Annotated in this window: 23 protein-coding genes and 1 pseudogene; 19 read left to right on the top strand and 5 right to left on the bottom strand. The window is 44.8% G+C overall.

The features are described 5' to 3' along the window. Positions 1 to 28: 28 nt before the first annotated feature. The 18 genes and pseudogenes from mutS (at position 29) to AB1K91_RS10270 (ending at position 18,793) form a co-directional block, all read left to right on the top strand. Complete coding sequence (gene mutS, locus AB1K91_RS10355) at positions 29 to 2,620, top strand: DNA mismatch repair protein MutS (protein ID WP_413089783.1); 2,592 nt, start codon at positions 29 to 31, stop codon at positions 2,618 to 2,620. Positions 2,621 to 2,632: 12 nt separating this feature from the next. Further along, the gene (mutL, locus tag AB1K91_RS10350) at positions 2,633 to 4,465 is read left to right on the top strand and encodes a DNA mismatch repair endonuclease MutL (RefSeq protein WP_413089782.1); all 1,833 of its coding nucleotides are present in this window, start codon (positions 2,633 to 2,635) and stop codon (positions 4,463 to 4,465) included. A gap of 111 nt (positions 4,466 to 4,576) precedes the next feature. Next, a pseudogene (locus AB1K91_RS10345) lies at positions 4,577 to 4,972 on the top strand (M23 family metallopeptidase); the annotation flags it as partial. Beyond that, on the top strand, positions 4,967 to 5,200 hold the full coding sequence (locus tag AB1K91_RS10340) for a peptidoglycan-binding domain-containing protein (protein ID WP_413089896.1): 234 nt from the start codon (positions 4,967 to 4,969) through the stop codon (positions 5,198 to 5,200). The pseudogene AB1K91_RS10345 and the gene AB1K91_RS10340, both read left to right, overlap by 6 nt. 37 nt (positions 5,201 to 5,237) lie before the next feature. Next, positions 5,238 to 5,696, top strand: a complete 459-nt coding sequence (locus AB1K91_RS10335) for a Dps family protein (protein WP_413089781.1) — start codon at positions 5,238 to 5,240, stop codon at positions 5,694 to 5,696. Between the two features lie 64 nt (positions 5,697 to 5,760). After that, positions 5,761 to 6,717, top strand: a complete 957-nt coding sequence (gene miaA, locus AB1K91_RS10330) for a tRNA (adenosine(37)-N6)-dimethylallyltransferase MiaA (protein WP_413089780.1) — start codon at positions 5,761 to 5,763, stop codon at positions 6,715 to 6,717. A 35-nt stretch (positions 6,718 to 6,752) separates the two neighbouring features. After that, positions 6,753 to 6,986 (top strand): RNA chaperone Hfq, encoded by a 234-nt coding sequence (gene hfq / locus AB1K91_RS10325; RefSeq protein ID WP_038560416.1) that lies wholly within the window; start codon positions 6,753 to 6,755, stop codon positions 6,984 to 6,986. Between the two features lie 138 nt (positions 6,987 to 7,124). Beyond that, the gene (locus tag AB1K91_RS10320; protein ID WP_413089779.1) at positions 7,125 to 8,045 is read left to right on the top strand and encodes an AAA family ATPase; all 921 of its coding nucleotides are present in this window, start codon (positions 7,125 to 7,127) and stop codon (positions 8,043 to 8,045) included. 123 nt (positions 8,046 to 8,168) lie between these two features. Further along, a complete protein-coding gene (locus AB1K91_RS10315) occupies positions 8,169 to 9,812 on the top strand; it encodes a spore germination protein (protein WP_413089778.1) in 1,644 nt (547 codons plus the stop codon). A gap of 12 nt (positions 9,813 to 9,824) precedes the next feature. Continuing rightward, positions 9,825 to 10,937 (top strand): GerAB/ArcD/ProY family transporter, encoded by a 1,113-nt coding sequence (locus AB1K91_RS10310; RefSeq protein WP_413089777.1) that lies wholly within the window; start codon positions 9,825 to 9,827, stop codon positions 10,935 to 10,937. Next, positions 10,912 to 12,057 carry a Ger(x)C family spore germination protein gene (locus tag AB1K91_RS10305; protein WP_413089776.1) on the top strand — a complete coding sequence of 382 codons (1,146 nt, stop codon included), beginning with the start codon at positions 10,912 to 10,914 and terminating at the stop codon, positions 12,055 to 12,057. Before AB1K91_RS10310 ends, AB1K91_RS10305 begins: the two co-directional genes overlap by 26 nt. 120 nt (positions 12,058 to 12,177) lie before the next feature. After that, positions 12,178 to 13,419, top strand: a complete 1,242-nt coding sequence (hflX, locus tag AB1K91_RS10300) for a GTPase HflX (protein WP_413089775.1) — start codon at positions 12,178 to 12,180, stop codon at positions 13,417 to 13,419. Further along, positions 13,416 to 14,669 carry a methionine gamma-lyase family protein gene (locus AB1K91_RS10295; RefSeq protein ID WP_413089774.1) on the top strand — a complete coding sequence of 418 codons (1,254 nt, stop codon included), beginning with the start codon at positions 13,416 to 13,418 and terminating at the stop codon, positions 14,667 to 14,669. The genes hflX and AB1K91_RS10295 overlap by 4 nt, the downstream gene beginning before the upstream one ends. Before the next feature lie 97 nt (positions 14,670 to 14,766). Beyond that, positions 14,767 to 15,159, top strand: coding sequence for a MerR family transcriptional regulator (locus AB1K91_RS10290; RefSeq protein ID WP_093726512.1), 393 nt, complete (start codon positions 14,767 to 14,769; stop codon positions 15,157 to 15,159). A gap of 16 nt (positions 15,160 to 15,175) precedes the next feature. Beyond that, complete coding sequence (gene glnA, locus AB1K91_RS10285) at positions 15,176 to 16,510, top strand: type I glutamate--ammonia ligase (protein WP_413089773.1); 1,335 nt, start codon at positions 15,176 to 15,178, stop codon at positions 16,508 to 16,510. Positions 16,511 to 16,828: 318 nt separating this feature from the next. Further along, on the top strand, positions 16,829 to 17,101 hold the full coding sequence (locus AB1K91_RS10280) for a dihydrofolate reductase family protein (protein WP_413089772.1): 273 nt from the start codon (positions 16,829 to 16,831) through the stop codon (positions 17,099 to 17,101). A 354-nt stretch (positions 17,102 to 17,455) separates the two neighbouring features. Beyond that, positions 17,456 to 18,196 carry a type I methionyl aminopeptidase gene (gene map, locus AB1K91_RS10275; protein WP_413089771.1) on the top strand — a complete coding sequence of 247 codons (741 nt, stop codon included), beginning with the start codon at positions 17,456 to 17,458 and terminating at the stop codon, positions 18,194 to 18,196. Between the two features lie 318 nt (positions 18,197 to 18,514). Next, complete coding sequence (locus AB1K91_RS10270; RefSeq protein WP_413089770.1) at positions 18,515 to 18,793, top strand: holin; 279 nt, start codon at positions 18,515 to 18,517, stop codon at positions 18,791 to 18,793. 160 nt (positions 18,794 to 18,953) lie between these two features. Here AB1K91_RS10270 and AB1K91_RS10265 read toward each other — a convergent pair whose 3' ends face one another. From AB1K91_RS10265 to AB1K91_RS10250, 4 genes are all read right to left on the bottom strand, one after another. Continuing rightward, a complete protein-coding gene (locus AB1K91_RS10265) occupies positions 18,954 to 19,193 on the bottom strand; it encodes a phage holin (RefSeq protein WP_413089768.1) in 240 nt (79 codons plus the stop codon). A 57-nt stretch (positions 19,194 to 19,250) separates the two neighbouring features. Beyond that, the gene (locus AB1K91_RS10260) at positions 19,251 to 19,640 is read right to left on the bottom strand and encodes a hypothetical protein (protein ID WP_413089767.1); all 390 of its coding nucleotides are present in this window, start codon (positions 19,638 to 19,640) and stop codon (positions 19,251 to 19,253) included. 224 nt (positions 19,641 to 19,864) lie between these two features. Then, positions 19,865 to 20,266 carry a hypothetical protein gene (locus AB1K91_RS10255; protein WP_413089765.1) on the bottom strand — a complete coding sequence of 134 codons (402 nt, stop codon included), beginning with the start codon at positions 20,264 to 20,266 and terminating at the stop codon, positions 19,865 to 19,867. A 41-nt stretch (positions 20,267 to 20,307) separates the two neighbouring features. Further along, positions 20,308 to 20,688, bottom strand: coding sequence for a hypothetical protein (locus AB1K91_RS10250; protein WP_413089763.1), 381 nt, complete (start codon positions 20,686 to 20,688; stop codon positions 20,308 to 20,310). Positions 20,689 to 20,902: 214 nt separating this feature from the next. Between AB1K91_RS10250 and AB1K91_RS10245 the strand changes: the two genes are divergently transcribed. Continuing rightward, positions 20,903 to 21,715, top strand: coding sequence for a hypothetical protein (locus AB1K91_RS10245; protein ID WP_413089761.1), 813 nt, complete (start codon positions 20,903 to 20,905; stop codon positions 21,713 to 21,715). Between the two features lie 70 nt (positions 21,716 to 21,785). On the opposite strand, the gene AB1K91_RS10240 is transcribed toward AB1K91_RS10245, so the two are convergent. Further along, the coding region (locus AB1K91_RS10240) for a LysM peptidoglycan-binding domain-containing protein (protein ID WP_413089759.1) at positions 21,786 to 22,706 on the bottom strand (921 nt) is incomplete at its 5' end.

Below are 22,706 nucleotides of genomic sequence, written 5' to 3'. Positions count from 1 at the left end.
AATTGCAATGAAACAGGGGAGTAGGAAAATGGCAGGGTACACACCGATGATGCAGCAATATTTAAGAATAAAAGCCGACTATAAGGATGCATTCCTCTTCTTTAGGCTTGGTGACTTTTATGAAATGTTCTTTGAGGACGCGCTGAAAGCGACGAAGGAACTGGAAATCACCTTGACGAGCAAGAATGCTGGGGTTGAAGAGAAGGTGCCGATGTGCGGCGTTCCGTACCATTCGGCTGATAATTATATAAAGACACTTGTATCGCGTGGCTACAAAGTCGCCATCTGTGAACAAGTGGAGGATCCGAAGACGGCTAAAGGTGTCGTAAAACGCGAAGTGGTCCAGCTGATCACACCAGGTACAGTCATGGAAAACGGCATGCTTGATGAAAAAGAGAACAATTACCTGGCAGCTGTAACAGAAAATGAGGACAGTACATACAGTCTTGTATATCATGACCTTTCTACAGGAGAAAACCGGGCAGCATTGCTGGAAGGCGGCTTTGATGCTTTATTGAGTGAGCTTTATAATCAGCCAGTACGGGAAATCGTCATTTCCGAAGGGGTGAGTGCAGAGCTGCAGGAAGCTTTGCGAGTTCGTCTAGGTGTCACGTTATCCTATCAGGAAATGAACGGCACCAGCATGTCACAGGAAAAGTTGACTGGTGATGTGACCGATACTAGGCTGTTAGAATGTTTTGCTATGCTATTAAGCTATGTGGAACGGACGCAAAAGCGTGGGTTGGATCATCTGAAGCCACTTCAAGTGATGGAGCTCAAACATTTCATGACATTGGATATGTATTCAAAACGCAATCTTGAGCTGACTGAAACAATTTTGAAGAAGGGTAAACACGGAAGCCTTCTATGGGTGCTTGATGACACCGTTACGGCAATGGGGGCGCGTATGCTCAAAAAATGGCTGGAGCGCCCGCTGCTGCAAAAAGAAGCAATCACAAGACGCCAGGATTTGGTCCAAGCCTTTCTTGATCATTTCTTCGAACGGGATACAATCCGGCAGCATTTGCAATCCGTGTATGATATCGAAAGACTTTCCGGCCGGGTCGCTTTCGGAAACGTCAATGCGAGGGATCTGTTGCAGTTGAAACGCACATTGGAAAAGCTCCCTGAATTGAAGCAAGTTCTTTCAAGCTTCGAGGAAGAGGAAGTCCAGCGCATTGGCCGGGAGCTTAATCCGCTGCCGGAGTTGTGTGCGTATTTGGAAAGCAGCTTGCATGAAGATGCGCCGATCAGTGTCCGGGAAGGCGGCATCCTGAAAGACGGTTTCCACGACCAGCTTGATACGTACCGGGATGCTTCAAGAAACGGGAAGCAATGGATTGCGGCACTTGAGCAGCGGGAACGTGAAGAAACGGGCATCAAATCGCTTAAAGTCGGCTACAACAAAGTGTTTGGCTACTATATCGAGATAACGCGTGCGAATCTGCATCTGTTGCCGGAAGGGAAATATGAACGCAAACAGACACTCAGTAACGCAGAACGTTTCATCACGCCGGAATTGAAGGAAAAAGAAGCACTCATTCTGGAAGCACAGGAGAAAAGTGTGGATCTCGAGTATTCGCTATTCATGGAAATACGGGATCATGTCAAGACGTATATTCCTGCGCTGCAGCAGCTCGCCGATCAAATCAGTCAATTGGACGTTTTGCAAAGCTTTGCCGAAGTAAGTGAAAAACAGCGTTATGCTCGTCCGACATTCAATCTTGACCGATCCGTATCGATTACGGAAGGCCGTCATCCTGTCATTGAAAAAGTGATGAAATCCGGAGAGTTTGTACCAAATGATGTGCAGATGAAAAATGACGCAGATATTTTGCTGATCACTGGGCCGAACATGAGTGGTAAAAGCACGTATATGCGCCAAGTAGCTCTGACGAGTATCATGGCACAAATCGGTTGTTTTGTTCCATGTGAAGCCGCTGATCTGCCGCTTTTCGATCAAATCTTTACGCGCATCGGCGCAGCGGACGATCTGGTCTCCGGCCAGAGCACCTTCATGGTCGAAATGCTGGAGTCGAGACATGCACTGGAGCATGCAACCGACAAGAGTCTGATTTTGCTGGATGAGATTGGAAGGGGGACAAGCACATATGATGGCATGGCACTGGCGCAAGCGATCATCGAATATGTCCATGATAATATCCACGCAAAGACATTATTCTCGACGCATTATCACGAGCTAACTACTTTGGAGGATAATTTAGGCAAGCTGCGTAATGTCCATGTCCGTGCGGAAGAGCATGATGGCAATGTCGTTTTCCTTCACCAAATTCGTGAAGGAGCGGCAGATGAAAGCTACGGCATCCATGTTGCGAAACTTGCTAAACTCCCGGACAGCCTTATTGAGCGGGCCTCACATATCCTCAAGGATCTGGAAGGGCAGGGTGAAAAGGCAATTGTTCCCAATCCTGGACAAGAGCAGGAGGATGTTCAGCTGTCATTTTTCGCAGAGCCTGCACCGGAAACAGAAATTCGAAAACAAGACAGTCGAGCGGATAAAGTAATGGCAGAGCTCACATCGATCAATTTGATGGAGCAAACACCGCTTGAAGCGATGAATCTATTATATAAATTGCAGCAAATGGCAGTGAAGAAGTAAGGAGGTTCCCATATGGCGATTCAATTGATGCCGGATGATTTAGCGAATAAGATTGCAGCGGGTGAAGTGGTCGAGCGGCCGGCTTCGGTCGTCAAGGAACTGGTGGAAAACAGTATCGATGCAAACAGTACGGTGATCAAGGTTTCTGTGCAGGAAGCAGGTCTGACCGAAATTAGCATTGTCGACAATGGAGACGGCATGGATCCAGACGATGTGGAGCGGGCCTTCTTCCGTCATGCTACAAGTAAAATCCGGAATGAACATGACCTTTTCCATGTCCGTACACTTGGATTCCGCGGGGAAGCTTTGGCTAGTATCGCCGCGGTGAGCCAGCTTGAGATCAAGACAAGTACAGGCGAAAATGCCGGTGTGAAACTTGTCATGGAAGGCGGGGCGATTAAAGAAAGAGGCAAATGCGATGCGCGGAAAGGCACGGAGATTACGGTAAAGCATTTGTTCTTCAATACACCGGCCCGTCTGAAGTATATGAAAACGATTCATACGGAGCTTGGACACGTGTCCGAGGTGATCAACCGCCTTGCGCTTGCACACCCAGAAATACGATTCGAACTGACGCATAATGGTAAACCTTTGTTCCAATCCAGCGGGCGAGGGGATATGCTGCAGATCGTCGCTCAAATCTATGGTAATTCCGTAGCGAAGAAAATAGTCGAAGCATCACATGAAACATTGGATTATAAGCTGGCGGTTTTAGCTGCCAAACCAGAAATCAATCGGGCTTCCCGTCAATATGTATCTTTCATCGTAAATGGCAGGTACATTCGGAATCATGTCTTGGCCAAAGCTGTGATGCAGGCGTATCATACTTTACTGCCGATCGGCAGATTCCCGCTTGCCGTCATTTCAATCGAGATGGACCCAATTCTTGTGGATGTAAACGTGCATCCGGCTAAGCTCGAAGTTCGTTTCAGCAAGGAAAAAGAGCTGTTTGAAGCTGTCGAGCAGTTAGTTGGCAAAGCACTGCGACAGCAGCGGCTCATTCCTGAAGCTGTCGCGCCGAAGCAGAAAAAAATCCAGGAACGAAGCGAACAGCAAAGCTTCACTTTCTTTGACAATCAACCTGTCAAAGAACCACAGCCAGAACCGGATCGATGGTTCTTTGACGAAGTGAAAGAAACAACCCCTCCGATTATTGAGGAAGAAAGGCAAGTACAATCAGAACCTGAAATCTTTATTGACTCTGCTGATGATAAAGCAGATGAACCGGAGTACAGCATCGAATCAGAAAACGAGCCGGAATATGCTGTGCCGCCCATGTATCCAATCGGGCAGCATCATGGAACGTATATTTTGGCGGAAAATGAAGAGGGTCTCTTCTTGGTCGATCAGCATGCTGCACAGGAACGGATCAAATATGAATATTTCCGGGAAAAAATCGGGGAAGTGGAGAAGGAACTGCAGGAGCTGCTCATTCCGCTTACATTCGATTTCACCAGACAGGAATCACTGATTGTCGAGCAGTATCGGACCGAGCTTGAGGCAGTTGGATTATTCTTTGAATCCTTTGGCGGTCATACGTATATCGTTCGTTCCCATCCGCAATGGTTCCCGAAAGGCTTTGAAGAGGAAATCATCCGCGAAATTGTGGAACAGGTGATGCAGGAAAGCAAAGTTGATATTCACAAATTACGCGAAGAAGCGGCTATCATGATGTCTTGTAAACGTTCCATCAAAGCAAATCATCATTTGAATCATGACGATATGTTCCATCTATTGGAAGAGCTTCGTACATCGCAAGATCCTTTCACCTGTCCGCATGGTCGGCCGATTATCATCCGCTTCACTTCATATGAGCTGGAAAAACTATTCAAACGGGTACAATAGGCGCAGGCAACTGCGCCTTTTTTGCTTGTCTAGGTGTTCACCGCCCCGGAGGATGGGAATCGTGCTTATACTATCCTGTAACCTGAATACTGACAGGAAGGAGATTACAGTATGGCACTATTCATCAAACCTACGGCAGGCAGGCTGACAAACGGTTTTCGGGGTGCTGGATCGTCCCATAATGGTGTAGACTGGGCACAATCCGGAACTGTAAGAATTGCCGCAGCTGCTGCAGGTACTGTCAGCAGATCGTATGTGTCTTCCTCATACGGGGAAGTCGTCTTCATTGTCCATCAGCTAAACGGTCAGACGTATGAAACAGTGTATGCGCATATGCGGTCGGGATCACGTCAAGTCAGCGTGGGAGATACGGTCAGGCAGGGACAGTTTATCGGATATATGGGCAGTACGGGGGATTCAACTGGTCAGCATCTGCATTTTGAATTGCACCGGGGCAGATGGAATGCGGAAAAATCGAATGCAGTCAACCCACTCGATTACATCGGGTCATCAGCAAGCAGGACACAGCAGTCTGCCAGTGTCCCATATCCAGGAAGTTATATTCGGACGGGATCTCGCGGAGAAAATGTCCGACGGATCCAGCGGGCATTAGGTGTAACAGCCGACGGGATTTTTGGCCCGATCACAAGACAGGCCGTCATCAACTTCCAACGCAACAATGGACTTGGTGTAGATGGCATTGTCGGACCGCAAACATGGAATAGATTGTTCTGATTTTGGGCATGCTGATTAGCCAGAGGAGGCGTTAGCCATGCAGAATCAGCATCTTGTGGATTTTCTGAACCAGCAAATAGCCAATATCAGTGTACTGCACGTGAAACTTCAGCGTTATCATTGGTATGCCAAAGGTCCATATGGTTATGTGATTGAGCAATATACCGAGGATCTGCACAAGCAATTGGATGAAATGAAGAAATCATTGGGCAAACGTGTGCTTGCCATCGGCGGCAGACCGATAGCAGTCATGAGCAAATTCCTCCAGGAAACTACCATAAAGGAAGCACAAGCCGATGATGAAGATTATGAGGTAGTCAGGACTTTGCGTCATGATTACAGTCAGCTCGCACAGGAGATAAAAATCACCGGCATACCGCTTGCGAAAAGGCAGGAAGACGATGCCACGGCTGGCGTGCTTGTGAGTATCCTCGGCAGATTGGAATATGAAGCCATCCGCCTGACGAAGTATCTTATCGATTCCGACCAAAAATAAGCTGTGCGAGGCGCGCACGGCTTTTCGTTTATCTTTCTTTGCAGTGTTATGCTAAACTAATGACATGTTAAAGAAGGAGAATGACATGGAGAAACAGAAAATAATCGTCGTTGTCGGACCTACGGGTGTCGGCAAGACCCAGCTGAGTATCGAAATCGCAAAAAAATTCGGCGGTGAGGTGATCAGCGGCGATTCCATGCAGATATACAGAGGCATGGATATTGGAACAGCAAAAATCACCAAAGAAGAACAGCAAGGAATTCCGCATCATCTTATTGATATCCGCGATCCTGATGAGAATTATTCTGCAGCTGATTTCCAAGCCGACGTGGAAGCTTGTGTCAAGGACATTGCAAGTCGCGGGAAACTACCGGTCATTGCAGGTGGAACCGGCTTATACATACAGGCCGCGCTTTACGGCTACGATTTTTCTGAGGCAAAACGGGATGATAGCTATCAGCAGCAGCTGGAGCAGGAAGCCAAAGAATTTGGAGCGCAGCACTTGCACAGCCGGCTTCAGGAAGTAGATCCAGTACAAGCGGAGCGAATTCATCCCAATAATATCCGCCGGGTCATCCGGGCGCTGGAAATCTACCACCGAACCGGTAAAAGAATGAGTGAGCACGAAGAAATCGAACCTGATGCTTGTTATGATGCTGCGGTGATCGGGTTGGAGATGGATCGGGATTTGCTTTATGAACAGATAAATCTCCGAGTTGATAAGATGCTTGCTGACGGTTTGCTGGAAGAAGTAAAGCAACTGGTCGATCGTGGCATCAAGGATACACAATCCATGCGGGCAATCGGCTATAAGGAGTTTATCCCTTATCTGGAAGGGAAAATGGACTGGGAAGATACGGTGTCCCAGCTGAAGCAGAACAGCCGGCGTTACGCCAAAAGGCAATATACGTGGTTCCGCAATAAGATGGATGTGAACTGGTATACGATAACGCCTGCGACAAAAAAACAAAAATTTAGAATTATTTTAGAAGAACTTGCAGGAAAGCTGGAACAAAGGTAGAAATAGGAACCGTATAGAAATTAGGAGGGGAATAGATGTCTCAATCTGTTAATATTCAAGACCAATATCTGAATCAATTGCGCAAAGAACGTATGCAAGTCACTGTTTTCCTGACGAATGGCTTCCAAATCCGCGGAACAGTGAAGGCGTTTGACAATTTCACTGTATTGTTCGAAACGGAAGGAAGACAGCAATTAATCTTCAAACATGCGATTTCCACATTCTCCCCAGTGAAGAATGTATCGCTGGATTATAAAGAACAGAGCTAAACCAAAGCGGACGCCTCAGGCGTTCGTTTTTTATTTTTGTTTTAAAGCGCGGTGCGTCTGAATAAAGTAGAAAAAGACCATTGGGCATTTGTCACGGCCTTCCCGTCTTGAGCGTAAACTGCAGTGAGGGGTGATCATATGGAAGCTCAAGTTACGAATGCGAAAGGAAAAATCAATATCGTCTTGAAAAACAGGCAGCAGGAGACGGAACCTCTGCAAAGTGGTGCTGCCAAGCGCGATATCGATCCGTTCCGTCATATCGACCAGGAATTCGCCTCCTTCATCGGAATGGAGAAGCTCAAGAAAACAATCAAAGAAATTTATGCTAATGTCCATATCAGCCAGAAACGAGAGGCAGCGGGGTTAAAACAAGAGAAGCAAGTGCTGCATATGCTGTTCGAAGGCAACCCCGGCACAGGAAAGACGACGGTTGCACGTAAGCTTGCTACTGTTTTTCGCGATATGGATGTCTTGGATAAAGGTCATTTCATCGAAGCGGAAAGAGCAGACCTGGTCGGCGAATATATCGGACACACGGCTCAAAAAACAAGAGCTCTCATTCAGCGTGCCATGGGTGGTATCCTATTCATAGATGAAGCCTATTCGCTTGCACGCGGAGGAGAAAAAGACTTCGGGAAAGAAGCGATCGATACGCTTGTCAAACATATGGAAGATGCGTCCAATCGATTCATCCTTATCCTGGCCGGTTACCCCCGGGAGATGAGACATTTCATGAGTTTGAACCCTGGTCTGCGTTCACGGTTTCCCATACAGCTCGAGTTCCCCGATTATAAGTCTGAACAACTAATGGATATAGCCAAAGGTATGCTTTTAGAGAAAGAGTATCAGCTGACGAAGGAAGCGGAATGGAAGCTGAAAGAAATCATCGTCCAGCAGAAAGCGAAACGGACAGCTGATTTTTCCAACGCTCGCTTTGTACGTAATATCATCGAGAAAGCGATACGGATGCAAGCAGTCCGGCTTGTGCGCCATGATCATCATTTGTCGACAGAGGAACTGATGAAAATGACAGTTGCCGATTTGAATCACGAAGAATGACCCGGAACGTGAAAAAAAGCTCATTGCGTGGCTGCGCAATGAGCTTTTTTTGCTTAAAAAGAGTGTTCATATGGTGCATAGCCGGATATTGCTGGGGCAGTATATACATAACAAGGAGTGCACATGATGGAAAATATATTTGAATTTCTTCTGCGGTTGGATGTGTGGATCGGCACGATCGTTGTTGTCCTCGTACCAGTCTTGTCTACGGTACTGGTCAATAAATTAATAGCGCTCCGTAAAAAAGTCCACAAACGAAAAGAGCAGACCTTCATTCCGAATCAATTTGTTCTGTCTTCAAAATTAGCACAGAACGTGGAACATATCAAAGCCATTGTCGGTGATAGCTCCGATATCATTTTCCGTCAATTCAAATTGGGACTGGATAATCGCAGCTGTACAATTATCCATATTGATGGATTGGTTGATCAGCAGCTATTGCATCAATCCATCCTTCACCCGCTGATGCATGGCAAGCAGTCTAAATCCGGCTTCCATCTGTTCAAGAGTGAAAGCATAAAGGATTACTTGCTTTATCATGCGCTTGAAGTCAGTGATATAAAGGCACTGAAAGATACGGATAAAATGATACGGCAGCTTCTGTCCGGATCTGTGCTGCTGTTAGTCGCGGGACTGGATGAAGCATTTGTGCTTAGTGTGAAAAAATGGCTTTCGCGTAGTTTGGACGAACCGATCACCGAAGCGCTGGTCAGAGGACCTCGTGTGAGTTTCATTGAAAATATTCGTGATAATACAGCGATATTGCGCAGAATGACAACGGATCCCAATTTGACATTCACAGACTTTAATGTAGGGGAAAGAACGAGCAAACAGCTGACGGTTGTGTATGTTAAAGATATCGCCAATGAAGAGCTGGTTATGGAAGTGAAAGATCGAATAAAAAAACTGGATATCGATCATGCAGCAGATACTGGCTATATCGAACAGCTGATAGAGGATGACTATATGTCCATTTTTCCGCAAGTGCAGGCAACGGAGCGGCCCGACCGCGTAATGGGAGCGATTTTGGAGGGGCGGGTGGGGATCCTGCTTGATGGCTCTTCGTATGCTCTGATTGTACCGGCAACCTTCTCCATGATGGTGCAGTCACCGGAGGATTATTATGAGCGCTGGATCCCGATGTCCCTGATTCGGCTGCTTCGGTATGTGGCGGCCTTTCTGAGTATATTCCTGCCGTCTTTTTATATTGCATTCGTATCTTTCCATCAAGGGCTGATTCCTACTGATTTGGCGCTTGCCATAGCCGGAACGAGGATTGGTGTCCCATTTCCGACGATCATCGAGGCGCTGCTGATGGAAGTATCGATCGAATTGCTAAGGGAAGCGGGACTCAGGCTGCCGCGGCCGGTGGGACAAACTGTCGGATTGGTTGGTGCCCTGATCATCGGGGAAGCAGCGGTGCAGGCTGGGTTGGTCAGTCCGATCATGGTCATTGTTGTTGCCGCCACAGCCATCGCATCCTTTGTCTCTCCTCACTACGGAGCAGGTATCGCACTGAGGGTACTCCGATTCTTTGCTATGTTTTCAGCTGCTTTCCTCGGTTTGTACGGAATCAGTTTATTCTTTTTGGCACTATGTGTCCATGCGGTCAAGCTGCGCAGCTTTGGTGTGCCATATATCACTCCGGGCACATTATACAGCAAAGAAGACTGGAAAGACTTTCTTCTCCGCATGCCTTTGTTTACGATAAGAAATCGTCCTGCAGAGTACTTCCCGAAGGACCAAGTCAGAAGAAAGAAATATTAGGAGATAGGGCATATGAAAATGGGAACAACTCGGATTACGACAGTACAAATGGTTTCGTTGCTTGCAACAACACTGATTGCGGTAGGTATCTTTACCTTGCCGCGGAATCTGGCCATGAAAGTCGAAACGCCGGATTTATGGATTTGTGTACTGTTGGGCGGATTATGTGCTTATCTATCCTGTCTTATCATTGTGGCTTTGAGCCTTCGCTTTGACCGCCTCACCTTTTTCGAATTCAATAAGCTGATCGTCGGCAAATGGCTGGGGTCGATATTAAGCATTGGTTTCATCGGATACGCGCTTTTGATCGGCGCGTTTGAAATACGATCCATGGGGGAATTGACACAGTTTTATTTGTTGGAAGAAACGCCGATTCCTGTCATTCTGATCAGCATGTACTGGGTGGCCATTTACCTGCTGGTAGGCGGCATCAATCCGATTGCTCGGCTGATCGAGCTATTGACGCCTGTATGTCTATTCATTTTCATACTGGTATTTTGTCTTGGTTTCAAAGTATTTGAAATAAATAACCTGCGGCCGGTATTCGGACTTGGAGTTGCTCCTATATTAAAGGGAGTCACTCCGACATTCCTCACTTTCAGCGGATTGGAATTCATGCTCGTATTCGTTGCCATGATGCAGAAACCTAAAGACGCGAAGAAGGTCGCGTTGCTTGGGATTGTCATACCCGTTTCCATTTACTTATTGGCTGTTGTCATCATTACTGGCGGATTGTCGGTAGACAGGATGAAGCATCAGAAGTGGCCGACTTTTGCCCTCATCCAAGAATACGAATACGAAGGTATTCTCTTTGAACGTTTTGATTCGCTATTCTTGGTTGTTTGGCTGATCCAGATGTTCACGACATATGTGGTCTGCCAATATGTGGCGGCAAAAGGCATCTCCCAGCTGACACGTCTATCATATAAAAAGGCAAATTATTTCCTTTTGGCCGCAGTGTATATCATTTGTTTGATTCCTCAGGATTTGAATCAATTGGAAAAGATGGGGACGATGATCGGCTGGACAAGCTTTGCTTTTTCATTCCTCGTGCCATCGCTGCTTTTGATTATTGCGGTTTTGAGGAGGCTGAGATACAGTGAAGAGACACAAAAGGGTACGTAATCTCTGTCTATGTGCAATTGCTTCGCTGCTATTCATTTCCGGTTGCTGGGACAGTGCGGATATCGAGGAAATGTCTTTTGTGATCGGCTTTGGCATCGATAGCAGTGAGAATGAACAGACCCCGATCAAGCATACCACCCAGATTGCCAGTACCAAGAAAAAAGGAGAACAGGGGACGATGCCGCAAGGGAAAATGTACCAAGATATTACCCTTGAAGGAGATTCGGTTCAGGATATTCTGCGTTCCATCTCCCTTCAGCTGCCTTATCCTGTGTACACGGATCATCTGGAATCCATCATCATCAATCAAGAAATAGCGCGCAAATACGATCTTTCGATTATGCTCGATCAGATCATGCGTGATAATGTGACACGTCTTAGCCCGTATGTTGTCCTAAGCGAGCAGAAAACATTTGATGTATTGGACACGAACATCGAAGGGGAGATACCCAGCAGCTATATCAGCAGCATTTTCGAGAATAAAACAAGCACGCTGAAAATCCTGCCCCCAGTACGCTTAGGTGAGTTGGCTGCCAATCTGGCTTCCCGGATCAGCTTTACCTTGCCGAATGTCGTGAAGGAAAATAATACGATCAAAGTGGACGGGGCCGGCATAATAAAAGGGAAGGACAGGAAGCTCGCTGGTTTCTTGACGACTGAAGAGGTGGAGGGGGTAAACTGGCTGAGCGGCGAAGGGAAGGCTGGGTTACTGGAATTCCAGGATGAAAAAGGGCATACGATTGTATACGAAGTGCAGAATTATAAGACAAAAGTTAAACCAAAATTACAAGGCGGGCGTCTTTCCTTCCTGGTGCAGAGTGAAGCGGATGGATGGATAACAGAAGATTGGTCCCAGTCTGCCCATAATTTGTCTGAACGTTACATACAAGAGTTGAGAAGTTTGGCAGAAAAAGAAGTCAAGAGATTGATGAAGGAAACGATGAAAAAGCTTCAGGATGAATATAAAACGGAAGTCGTCGGGTTCTCCGACAGTTTTCGAATCGCTTATCCAAGGGAATATCAAAAGATGAAAAAGGATTGGGATAATCACTTTGCAAATGCAGAAGTGGACTACGAAGTAAAGATTAGAATTGTCAATACAGGGGACGTAGTGAAATAGATCAGCTTCACTACAGGAAGCACAGATTGTCATTCCTTCATTCATTTCCAAGCTTTCGCATAAAGCGAAGGCTTTTTCCTTGTCTGATAGGGTATAATGACATATGGAAAGGGTGACAGTATGGAACGTGTATTATTGATGGCAGTCCATCACCAAAATCAAACTTTGGAGCGATTTCAATCCTCGCTCGATGAATTGCAAGCTCTAACGAAGACAGCAGGCGGGGTCGTTGCAGGAATTGTGACGCAGAAACGGGAACGCCTGCATCCTGGTACATATTTCGGAGCCGGCAAGCTGGATGAGCTTGCCGAACTGGTCGAGCAAGAAGAGCCGCTCCTCGTCATATCCAATGATGAATTATCTCCGGGACAATTGAAGAATATCAGCAACCATATCGGGGTCCGTGTCATTGACCGGAGTCAGCTGATCCTTGATATATTTGCAACACGCGCGCATACCCGTGAAGGGAAACTGCAGGTGGAGCTGGCGCAGATGCAGTATTTGCTGCCAAGACTTTATGGACAAGGCACGGAAATGAGCCGTCTTGGTGCCGGAATCGGAACAAGGGGCCCTGGAGAAACGAAACTCGAAACCGACAGACGGCATATTCGTCGCCGGATTGATGAAATCAAGCATCAGCTAAAAGCAGTCGTCTCGCACCGATCTCGCTACCGGGAAAGACGCAAAGCGAATCAGGCATTCCAGATTGCTTTGGTCGGCTATACGAACGCTGGTAAATCGACGATATTCAACCGGCTGACCGGGAATGACAGCCTCGAGCAGGATCAGTTGTTTGCGACGCTCGATCCGATGACACGCAGAATGCGGCTTCCATCGGGTTTCCAGGCATTACTGACTGATACCGTCGGCTTCATCCAAGATTTGCCGACAGCACTTATCGCAGCTTTCCGTTCGACACTTGAAGAAGTGACCGAGGCGGATTTCATCATTCATATGGTCAATAGTGCACATCCGGATCATGAACAGCAGCAAGCGACTGTACTGAAATTGCTCAAAGATCTTGGAGCAGATCATTTGCCGATTCTGACAGTCTATAACAAAGCAGATCTACTGACGGAGGATTTCATTGCCAGCGCGCATCCATATATGCAGATATCGGCGTTTAAAGAAGAAGATCGCCGATATGTAATGGAAAAAGTGCAGGAAATGATCCAGGAAACAAGTGAATTCTATGATACAATCGTACCTGCGACAGGCGGTCGTCTATTGGACAAGCTCACCCAGGAAACGATTATGACAAAAAGGGCATACAATGAGGCACTGGATGCCTATGAAGTGAGCGGGTATGTATTGCCTGATCATCCGCTTGTTCATCAATTGAAAGGAAAGAATGAAGCATGATAAAAGAAACAGCAAGAAGAACAGAAGAAGAAACCGGCGCCCAGCGCGCTGAGATAGATCGTATCGCAGAAGAAAACCAGAAACGAGTGATGGATGCATTTCGTCACCAGCGCGTGAGTGACAGTCATTTCAACCCGACAACAGGTTATGGGTACGATGATTTCGGTCGCGAGACCCTCGAGCGAGTATATGCAGAAGTATTCGGCGCAGAAGATGCACTTGTGCGGCCTCAGATTGTTTCCGGGACGCATGCGATCACTACATCGTTATTCGGTGTCCTTCGTCCGGGAGATGAGCTTCTATATATCACTGGCAAACCTTACGATACACTGGAAGGTGTCATCGGGAACCAGCAGGAAGATACAGGGTCGTTGAAAGATTTCGGAGTAACATATGATGCAGTTGATTTAACCGATGCAGGCGCAATCGACTATACGGCTATAGCAGCGAAGATTTCCGAAAAGACGAAGGTGGTGGCAATCCAGCGTTCCAAAGGATATGCCGACCGACCTTCGTTTTCTGTTGCCGAGATCGGTGACATGATAGCTTTCGTCAAAGAGAAGTATCCGGAAGTCATCGTATTTGTCGATAACTGCTACGGGGAATTTGCGGAAACAAAAGAACCGCTTCACGTCGGGGCGGATTTGATTGCCGGATCTTTGATCAAAAACCCAGGCGGTGGTATTGTCCGCGCGGGCGGCTATATTGCCGGGCGAGCCGATTTGATCGAGTTATGTGCCAACCGTTTGACTGCGCCAGGTCTTGGAAAAGAGACAGGCGCGACATTGGGTATGCTGCAAGAGCTGTTCCAGGGCTTCTTCCTGGCGCCCCATGTCGTCGGTGAGGCACTGAAGGGGGCGATCTTCACTTCCAGATTCCTGGAGTTACTTGGCTTTTCGACTTCACCGAAATTCGATGCCAAACGTGTTGATTTGATCCAATCGGTGAACTTCCATACCGCAGATCAAATGGTTGCCTTCTGCCAGGCCATCCAGCATGCGTCGCCAGTCAATGCGCATGTGACGCCGCATCCAGCACCAATGCCAGGGTATGAAAATGATGTCATCATGGCAGCCGGTACCTTCATCCAAGGAGCCAGCCTCGAGCTGACAGCGGATGGACCGATTCGTCCGCCATATACGGCTTTTGTCCAGGGTGGTTTGACTTATGCTCATGTGAAGCTCGCCATTATCGATGCAGCTCATAATCTATTAGAAAAAGGCTTGATATCAACGAATCAAGCATACTAAAAATTTTCGTGTCAACTAAGCTAACACGTGTTGACATTTAAAATTACCTACGTTTATAATAGACGTAGAGTACATAAGGAAAGGGGATGGACGATAAATGAGTGACATGAATCGCCGATCTATGCCCTTGTTCTCTATTGGTATTGTAAAATCACTTACTGCATTAACAGCAAGACAAATCCGTTACTATGAAGACAACGGACTGATTTTCCCAGCAAGAACAGAAGGCAATCAGCGTCTTTTCTCATTTAATGATGTAGATCGACTGCTGGAGATCAAGGAATTGATCGACAAAGGAATCAATCTTGCCGGTATCAAGCAAATGCTGCCATATAAAGAAAAACCGTCAGCTGATATGCTTGAGACCCCGATCGCACCGGAGATCTCCGACAAGGCACTAAGACAGATGCTGCGTCAGGAATTGATGGACACCGGCCGTTTGGGTAAAGCTTCGTTACGCCAGGGAGAGTTATCACGATTCTTCCATTAATAGAGGAGGAGAAAGAATGGCGAAATTTACTAGAGAAGATGTAATCAAGATTATCAAGGAGGAGAACGTAAAGTTCATTCGCTTGCAGTTCACCGACTTGCTTGGCACAATCAAAAACGTGGAAATCCCGCTCAGCCAGCTGGACAAAGCATTGGATAATGAAATGATGTTTGACGGATCTTCCATCGAAGGTTTCGTACGCATCGAAGAGTCCGACATGAAGCTTTACCCGGACCTGGATACATTCGTTGTATTCCCGTGGACAAGCGAAAAAGGCAAAGTGGCACGTTTCATCTGTGATATCTATACTCCAGAAGGAGAGCCATTCGAAGGCTGCCCGCGTTACAACCTGAAGCGTAACCTGAAAAAGATGGAAGAGCTTGGATTCAGCGCATTCAACATCGGTACAGAGCCGGAATTCTTCTTGTTCAAACTCGATGAAAAAGGCGATCCAACTTTGGAATTGAACGATAAAGGCGGATACTTTGACCTTGCACCTACTGACTTGGGTGAAACGACTCGTCGTGATATCGTATTGGAACTGGAAGAGATGGGCTTTGAAATTGAAGCTTCCCACCACGAAGTGGCACCAGGCCAGCACGAAATCGATTTCAAATATGCTGATGCACTGAAGCATGCGGATGATATCCAAACATTCAAACTAGTAGTTAAAACAATCGCCAGAAAACATGGTCTGCATGCAACATTCATGCCGAAACCACTATACGGTGTGAACGGTTCGGGTATGCACTGCAACATGTCTCTATTCAAAGACGGCAAAAACGCATTCTACGATGAAAGCGGCGAGCTGAAGCTTTCTGAAACAGCTTACCAATTCATCGCAGGTACGTTGAAGCATGCGGTTAATTTCACAGCGGTTACTAACCCGACAGTTAACTCTTACAAGCGACTTGTACCAGGTTATGAAGCTCCATGCTACGTTGCATGGTCCGGTAAGAACCGCAGCCCATTGATCCGCGTACCATCCGCTCGCGGAGCAAGCACGCGTGTCGAAGTGCGCAGCGTTGACCCATCAGCGAACCCATATCTAGCAATGAGCGTATTGCTGGCTGCAGGACTTGATGGAATCAAAAACAGCCTGGAAGCACCAGCATCCATCGACCGCAACATCTATGTCATGGATAAAGCAGAAAGAGAAAAGAACGGCGTAGCAGATCTTCCAGCTACATTATTCGACGCTCTTGAACAGCTTAAATCCGACGACATCATCGTCGAAGCACTAGGAGATCACCTATTCGAACACTTCATCGAAGCAAAAGAAATCGAATGGGATATGTTCCGCACGCAAGTCCACCCATGGGAACGCGATCAGTATATGGAAGACTTTTAATATGTAATAGGCAAACCCCTGATACAATGGTATCAGGGGTTTTTCTAATTATTTAATCATGAAATTTGATTTTTCGTTTTGACCATCTAGGAAACCTATAGAATCCTCTCCATAAAACTTCCCAGATCCTTAGCTATTGACTGTGAAGATGAAGTTATTCCTTTCTTTATCCATGATTCCCTACATATGCATTTGCAGCAGATCCTCCCGGTAAATTAGGATGGACAAAAATTCTATTGCTCCCTGGAATGAACATAAGTCAGAGGAAATATAATAGAAATCCTTATACAGCAGGTTTCTGATGCTTACTTAGCTCATTTGCAAAATATAGACATCTCTTATATTTTTGGCGGTAAGGACAGTTTGAATTTTTACTTCAGTAGTACAAAAACTAAAAAATTATTCTCGATCGATAAATTAATGTTAGGAGGTGGAGGAGTTTTAAATGGCTCCTTTTTGACTGAAGGTTTAGTAGATGAATTGAGTATACTTTTCATTCCAATTGCTGACGGTGCCACTAACTCTGTCACACTATTTGATACGAACGCTTCACTGACCAATCAGCACCATTTGCATATGTACCAGTGTTAGGTATTAGCAAGTCTGATACCGATGAGACACGCGGACATTTCATGGTGAAAGGCAACAGTACCAGTAGACTTGTTCTACTTGATGGATTAGCAGCTCCTAAGGGAGTAGCTTTTTTTCTAAGAAGGGAAGAGGTTTTAAAGTAATCCACCTTCAAGGAAAAAGATTAAGGAAGTATATAAATACATCCCATTACATCAGCTAAAATAAGGTGATATAATGGAATGTACTAGTGCCATTTTTGCGGACTCATGACGCGATCGGTACATGTTAAGAAACGCTTGATACGACTGGTGCCAGTTTTTTTGATAACACATTTTACTTAAAATTGATGATAAAAGATAGTGAGGTAAAAAAATGATTGCAAAAACAGAAGCAGACTTTAAGGCTTTAAAGGAAATTGGCAGGATCGTTGCCTCCATCAGGGATGAATTGGTACAAAAAACAGTGCCTGGCGTAACGACGAAAGAACTTGATGATATAGCTGGGGAAATGTTTGAGAAAGAAGGGGCCGTTTCTGCTCCAAAAAGCGAATACGATTTTCCGGGGTTTACTTGTATCAGTGTCAATGATGAAGTGGCACATGGTATTCCGGGGCAGCGCGTCATTCAAGAAGGTGATCTGGTGAATGTAGATGTTTCCGGATCAAAGAATGGTTATTTCGCAGATACTGGTATCTCGTTTGTAGTAGGGGAAGGTGACGAAGTGCTGACGAAGATTTGCGATGTTGCTAAAAAGGCATTTGAAGCAGGCCTGAAGAAAGCAAAACCTGGTTCCAAAAAAAGCGGAATCGGAAGAGCAGTATTCCAAACAGCAAAACAGCATGACTTAACTGTTATCACAAACCTTACAGGACATGGTATTGGACGTACCATACACGAAGCACCTGATCATATTTATAATTATCGGGATACAACGGATGATGAATTATTGAAAGATGGCATGGTTATCGCGTTCGAACCATTTATCTCCACTTCTGAAGAAGAAGTATTCCAAAAAAACGACGGCTGGACCTATGCTACAGAAGAAAGCTTTGTAGCTCAATTGGAACATACGATTATCCTGACTAAAAATGGTCCGGTCATTGTCACACTATAATGTGTTCATGAGAATTTTTTAAGGTCGATTCCCTTTCTTAGGAATCGGCTTTTTTTATTTGGCTTAACAAATTGTGTCATAAAATTAAGTAAAATACGGTAATGTTATGGAAGGAAGGACTTCAAAGATTTTTCTGATGATTGATTTTAAACAGAACCATAACACTAAACTAAATCCATAATTTTTCTTTGTATTCTCTGATCCTAAAGAATTGTTTTATGATCATGTGACTTGGGACATCTGAATGATTGAAGGGAAACCACGTACTACATCTAGAATCTATTAAGGCAATACAAAAATCGGAGGAGATGAGGAATCATGGAAGAGGTAATGACCTTTGCTTCGATTATCAGCCCCGTTGTAGTTGCTTTGGTGCAGCTGCTCAAAAAGACAGTTGCCGTAAATAACAGGTATCTACCCTTGATCAGCTTGCTGATAGGTCTATTAGTAGGGTCACTTGCTTGGCCGTTCACTGAAATGGATCTTGTATTGCGATTATGGTCAGGAGGTTTTGCTGGGCTGGCGGCATCGGGATTGTATTCTTTGGGGAAGCGAACAATTCCAAATAAAAATAATGATAACGATAATGCTGCCTAAGGAAGCTCTTTTGAGGATGTTCACCAACAGGACATTGCTCATGCCACTGCTTTAACTACTATAAAGATGACTGTGTCATTCAAAACTCAAGAAAACTTTATAAGTGTTATATACCACTCCGATTTCGGAGTGGCTTATTAATTGGAATAATACTCTTAAATTACTTCGTCTTAATTAATCCTTCTTTTTGAAGTACTTCTTTCTGTTTCTGGCCTTTAGCAGTAATATAGTTATTTTTAAACCATGTTACACCTGCAGCGACTATAGTAAATGTTGAAGATAGTACTTTGCCCCAAGTATCTTCCGTGCCGGGAATAGGAGTAAGATCATATGCTATCAAAAATTGGTTGATTAGTGCAATGATTAACACGGCAGTACGAATAATGGTGCCATGATCCATAAAAAACCCCTCCTCAAACTTTAATTTAAGGGGCAAAGGTAGTTTAACCTAGGCCTCTTATTTACCAATCCATACGCCAAACAGTGCTAGAAGAATACCACTGATCAATGAAGTTACTACAGTTAGAACGATTTTCTTCCAATCTTTAAGATTCTCTTCACCATCATCTTCAAGTTCTGTGGTTCTTTCATCTAACTGCCCAATCTCATCCTTCAAATATGTCATGTCCTTTTTAATCTCGACTACATCAGTCCTAGTGGAATACATTAATTCATTCGTTTTTTCAAGCTGCTCTTTCATATCTTTATTGAGTTCGATTTGTAACTCAGAGAGTTGGGAGAGCTTATTCAATATTGCTGTACTTTCCTCTTGCTTATTAAGACGTTTGTCATGTCCTTCTACAATGATTTCAAGTTTAGCCAGTCGTTCCGGTATTTCTTTTATCATAAATATAGTCTCCTTAACTTTTGATAGGGAAGTGTCCAAAGTTTAGGAATTTTTATAAATATCCTTTAGAAAGGTCCGGTAGAATGGGGAGAGGGAGCCATTCTACCGGGCACTTGTAAAAGATATTTTGGGTTGTATGCGGGGGCTGATGTTAAAGCGTTGGATGCAAGAAGAGAGTGCTGTATCCCAATATCAAAAGACGGTGCAGGATAAACGGCACCATCTTAATGATCATCGCTGTGCCATTTACACAACCGGACATATCCGATTGAAACGTGCATATCAGAATCCCATATACAATAGACAGCATATGAACCTGTGCAATTTTGCAGTTGTGATTGAGCGGCCTTGACCACTGGAACCATAACTAGCCATGATGGCGCGCCTTTTAGAGTTTGGAAATGCCAAACCAGTCGCAGTTCCCGCACCAGTGCATGACCACCTTGTGTCAAACCTTCCATGTAACAGATTGCCTTTGAACCGGATAGTGCAATCAATTCGTTACCTGCATTTTCTGCACCTGATAGCCCCCTGAATTTAGAACCCCATGCAATCGTAATGCCATCTATATATAATTCAGGTTTATTCTCGTAGCCAAATAACATGTTAATATCCAATACAGGCAAGACAGCACCATTTACACCTGCTATTACAGATAATCGTGAATTTATCGTATTCCTGCTAGATTAGCATGATCTATAGGTACCTTTTTATCCTCGCTGGATATAGTGACCCAACCAAAATCAAAATTATCGATCCATATCTGTTCGGTTATTTCATATCTGGATTTAAGTAGAATGGTTACATCCACTCCAGATTCTCTGAATACCTTTGTATCTTGATAAATAGGCGAGGGTGACATGATACTATCGCCAGGGTTTAAGTTGATAGTTAGATCATCTTGAATTAAAGATAACTTTTGATCAAGCTCATTTGTTAAAAGTTCGATAGCAGATTGGATCGAGTTACTTTTGTTTTCATTTTCTGCAGCTGCCCTGCTAATATTGGATAAAGTTTCACTCTTATTATGAAAGATTTCCGATGACAATCTGAGTTCCTCCTAAATACATAACTAACTTTATTTTTGTTACGTCTCAAAAATAGGGAAGAAGAGCAATTAGAAATAGGTATATATGCCGCATTATTGTCTTCATTTATTTTATGAATAGGCTGAAATTCTCTATTGTTCTTTTACACACGATTCCAGTATTGACATACGCTACCAATGTGTTATTTTGTAAAAGAAAGGAAGGTAGAGTCGAATGCTCAAATCAAAAAGAGTCGTTTACTGTAATATCGCTTTACTGTTGCTCGTTCTATTGCTTGTAGGATGTTCAGGTGGTTCGAATGAAGAAACTCAAACAAATGCAACTGACAATGACACTGCTACAAAATCTGAAGAAAAAGCTAGTGATCCGGAAGATGATAGCCAGGTAGACGAAACTGATGAGGAAACAGGTTCCTCTGGAGATAATACGGAAACATCAGGTACAGATGAGTCTGCTGGATCCGCTAATAGCTCTACTGAATCTGGAACAGACGATTCTAATGGAACTTCTTCAAATGATTCTGCAGCAAAAGATAATACTGGAGAAGGTTCTTCCGATGAAACTGGAACATCCAATGATGACGGTGATTCATCAGAAGGAACATTGAAAGATGGCTCCAAAGAAACATCTGAAGATAGCGTATTATCCGCTTATTCTTCCAAAGAAATCGAATATGCTCGAGTTTGGCTGCAACTAGGTCCAAATCAGCAAATTGATGAATTGAATGTCCAACACATACCAGCTGGTCAACCAGTAAATCCTGACGACGCTACAAGTGCTACATATCCTGAAGATGTCATTCAATTAGCAGGTGGACGCCTAGTGGATGGTTCAGTGACTTATAGTGGTAATGGCGATGGTACAATCAATGTTTATAATGTTCCATTGCGCTGGGACTCCCGCGATGATTTAGAAGATGGCGCAATGCTAAAAGAAACAGAGAACATCGTTAAAAATACAGAGAAGGTTTACATAGACCCAGGCAGTGAACAAGAAGTGAAAAAAGTTATCGATTTGATTCAATAAGGGATTCAGCTTGCAAGATTCACTGATGGAAAAAGTGGGGGCGGTTATATAAACCGCCCCTTTTTATTGATTAAAATACATTGATACATCTGTTGTAATACATTCTGCGATCTTCAAGACCTCTGTATCCGCCATTCACTCGTCGGGTAACAGCTTCAACTGATGGATTCGTATCACATAGAGCATTCATATTGTTTGAATGCCACCAAAAACCAGCGCTTGTCCATGGATAATTTGCAGCGACGTAATTGACACCTTGCGCTACAACTTGAGGATCACCGATTGCATTTCCAAAGCGTGTATAATTGTAGCGACCTGTCAATTGAATATAACCTGCGCCTTTGAATTTAGGACCATCACCAGGTTGGGTATTACCTAAATCAGTACGTCCTTCATATGCAGTACCATCTGCCAATTCGGTTTTCCATCTACCAGCTCCTGATTCATGACTGCACTGGCTGATAAAATGACTTAGTCTGGATTTAGTAGTGATATTATATCTCTCCAAGCAACTATTCAAATCGTCCAGCATAGTCTGAGAGATATAAGTGCTTGACCAACCAATCTGATTCAATTGAGCTTCGGTAACACGAGAAGTTGGTGCTCCGCCATCTCCAATACCTCCGCCATTGTCATTTCCATCATCATTTCCACTACCGTTATCATAAACTTTCAGTTTTTGACCGATTTGAAGCTTATCTGGGTTAGTAATATTATTCAGTGAGATAATTTCGCTCAGCGTCATACCGAAGCGTTGTGCAATGCTGCTTAAATTGTCACCGGATTTGACAGTATAAGTGGTAGTTGGGCGCGTAGATCCACCGTCAGAGCCACCATCTCCACCGGAAGAATAAACCTTCAATTTTTGGCCAATCTGAAGCTTGTCCGGGTTGGTGATGTTATTCAGTGAGATAATTTCAGCAAGCGTCATACCGAAACGTTGAGCGATACTGCTCAAATTGTCACCGGATTTGACAGTGTAAGTTGTAGT

It is taken from the genome of Terribacillus jepli (genome assembly GCF_047228925.1).
Taxonomy (GTDB): Bacteria; Bacillota; Bacilli; order Bacillales; family Amphibacillaceae; genus Terribacillus.
Note: the sequence above shows the minus strand (reverse complement) of the source record. Positions and strands in the feature narration are given on the sequence as shown.

Excerpts from the sequence above, each read along its gene's own strand:
- mutS (WP_413089783.1), top strand. The coding sequence starts at position 29 with ATGGCAGGGTACACACCGATGATGCAGCAATATTTAAGAATAAAAGCC.
- mutL (WP_413089782.1), top strand. The coding sequence starts at position 2,633 with ATGGCGATTCAATTGATGCCGGATGATTTAGCGAATAAGATTGCAGCG.
- AB1K91_RS10335 (WP_413089781.1), top strand. The coding sequence starts at position 5,238 with ATGCAGAATCAGCATCTTGTGGATTTTCTGAACCAGCAAATAGCCAAT.
- miaA (WP_413089780.1), top strand. The coding sequence starts at position 5,761 with ATGTTAAAGAAGGAGAATGACATGGAGAAACAGAAAATAATCGTCGTT.
- hfq (WP_038560416.1), top strand. The coding sequence starts at position 6,753 with ATGTCTCAATCTGTTAATATTCAAGACCAATATCTGAATCAATTGCGC.
- AB1K91_RS10320 (WP_413089779.1), top strand. The coding sequence starts at position 7,125 with ATGGAAGCTCAAGTTACGAATGCGAAAGGAAAAATCAATATCGTCTTG.
- AB1K91_RS10315 (WP_413089778.1), top strand. The coding sequence starts at position 8,169 with ATGATGGAAAATATATTTGAATTTCTTCTGCGGTTGGATGTGTGGATC.
- AB1K91_RS10310 (WP_413089777.1), top strand. The coding sequence starts at position 9,825 with ATGAAAATGGGAACAACTCGGATTACGACAGTACAAATGGTTTCGTTG.
- hflX (WP_413089775.1), top strand. The coding sequence starts at position 12,178 with ATGGAACGTGTATTATTGATGGCAGTCCATCACCAAAATCAAACTTTG.
- AB1K91_RS10295 (WP_413089774.1), top strand. The coding sequence starts at position 13,416 with ATGATAAAAGAAACAGCAAGAAGAACAGAAGAAGAAACCGGCGCCCAG.
- AB1K91_RS10290 (WP_093726512.1), top strand. The coding sequence starts at position 14,767 with ATGAGTGACATGAATCGCCGATCTATGCCCTTGTTCTCTATTGGTATT.
- glnA (WP_413089773.1), top strand. The coding sequence starts at position 15,176 with ATGGCGAAATTTACTAGAGAAGATGTAATCAAGATTATCAAGGAGGAG.
- map (WP_413089771.1), top strand. The coding sequence starts at position 17,456 with ATGATTGCAAAAACAGAAGCAGACTTTAAGGCTTTAAAGGAAATTGGC.
- AB1K91_RS10270 (WP_413089770.1), top strand. The coding sequence starts at position 18,515 with ATGGAAGAGGTAATGACCTTTGCTTCGATTATCAGCCCCGTTGTAGTT.
- AB1K91_RS10265 (WP_413089768.1), bottom strand. The coding sequence starts at position 19,193 with ATGGATCATGGCACCATTATTCGTACTGCCGTGTTAATCATTGCACTA.
- AB1K91_RS10260 (WP_413089767.1), bottom strand. The coding sequence starts at position 19,640 with ATGATAAAAGAAATACCGGAACGACTGGCTAAACTTGAAATCATTGTA.
- AB1K91_RS10245 (WP_413089761.1), top strand. The coding sequence starts at position 20,903 with ATGCTCAAATCAAAAAGAGTCGTTTACTGTAATATCGCTTTACTGTTG.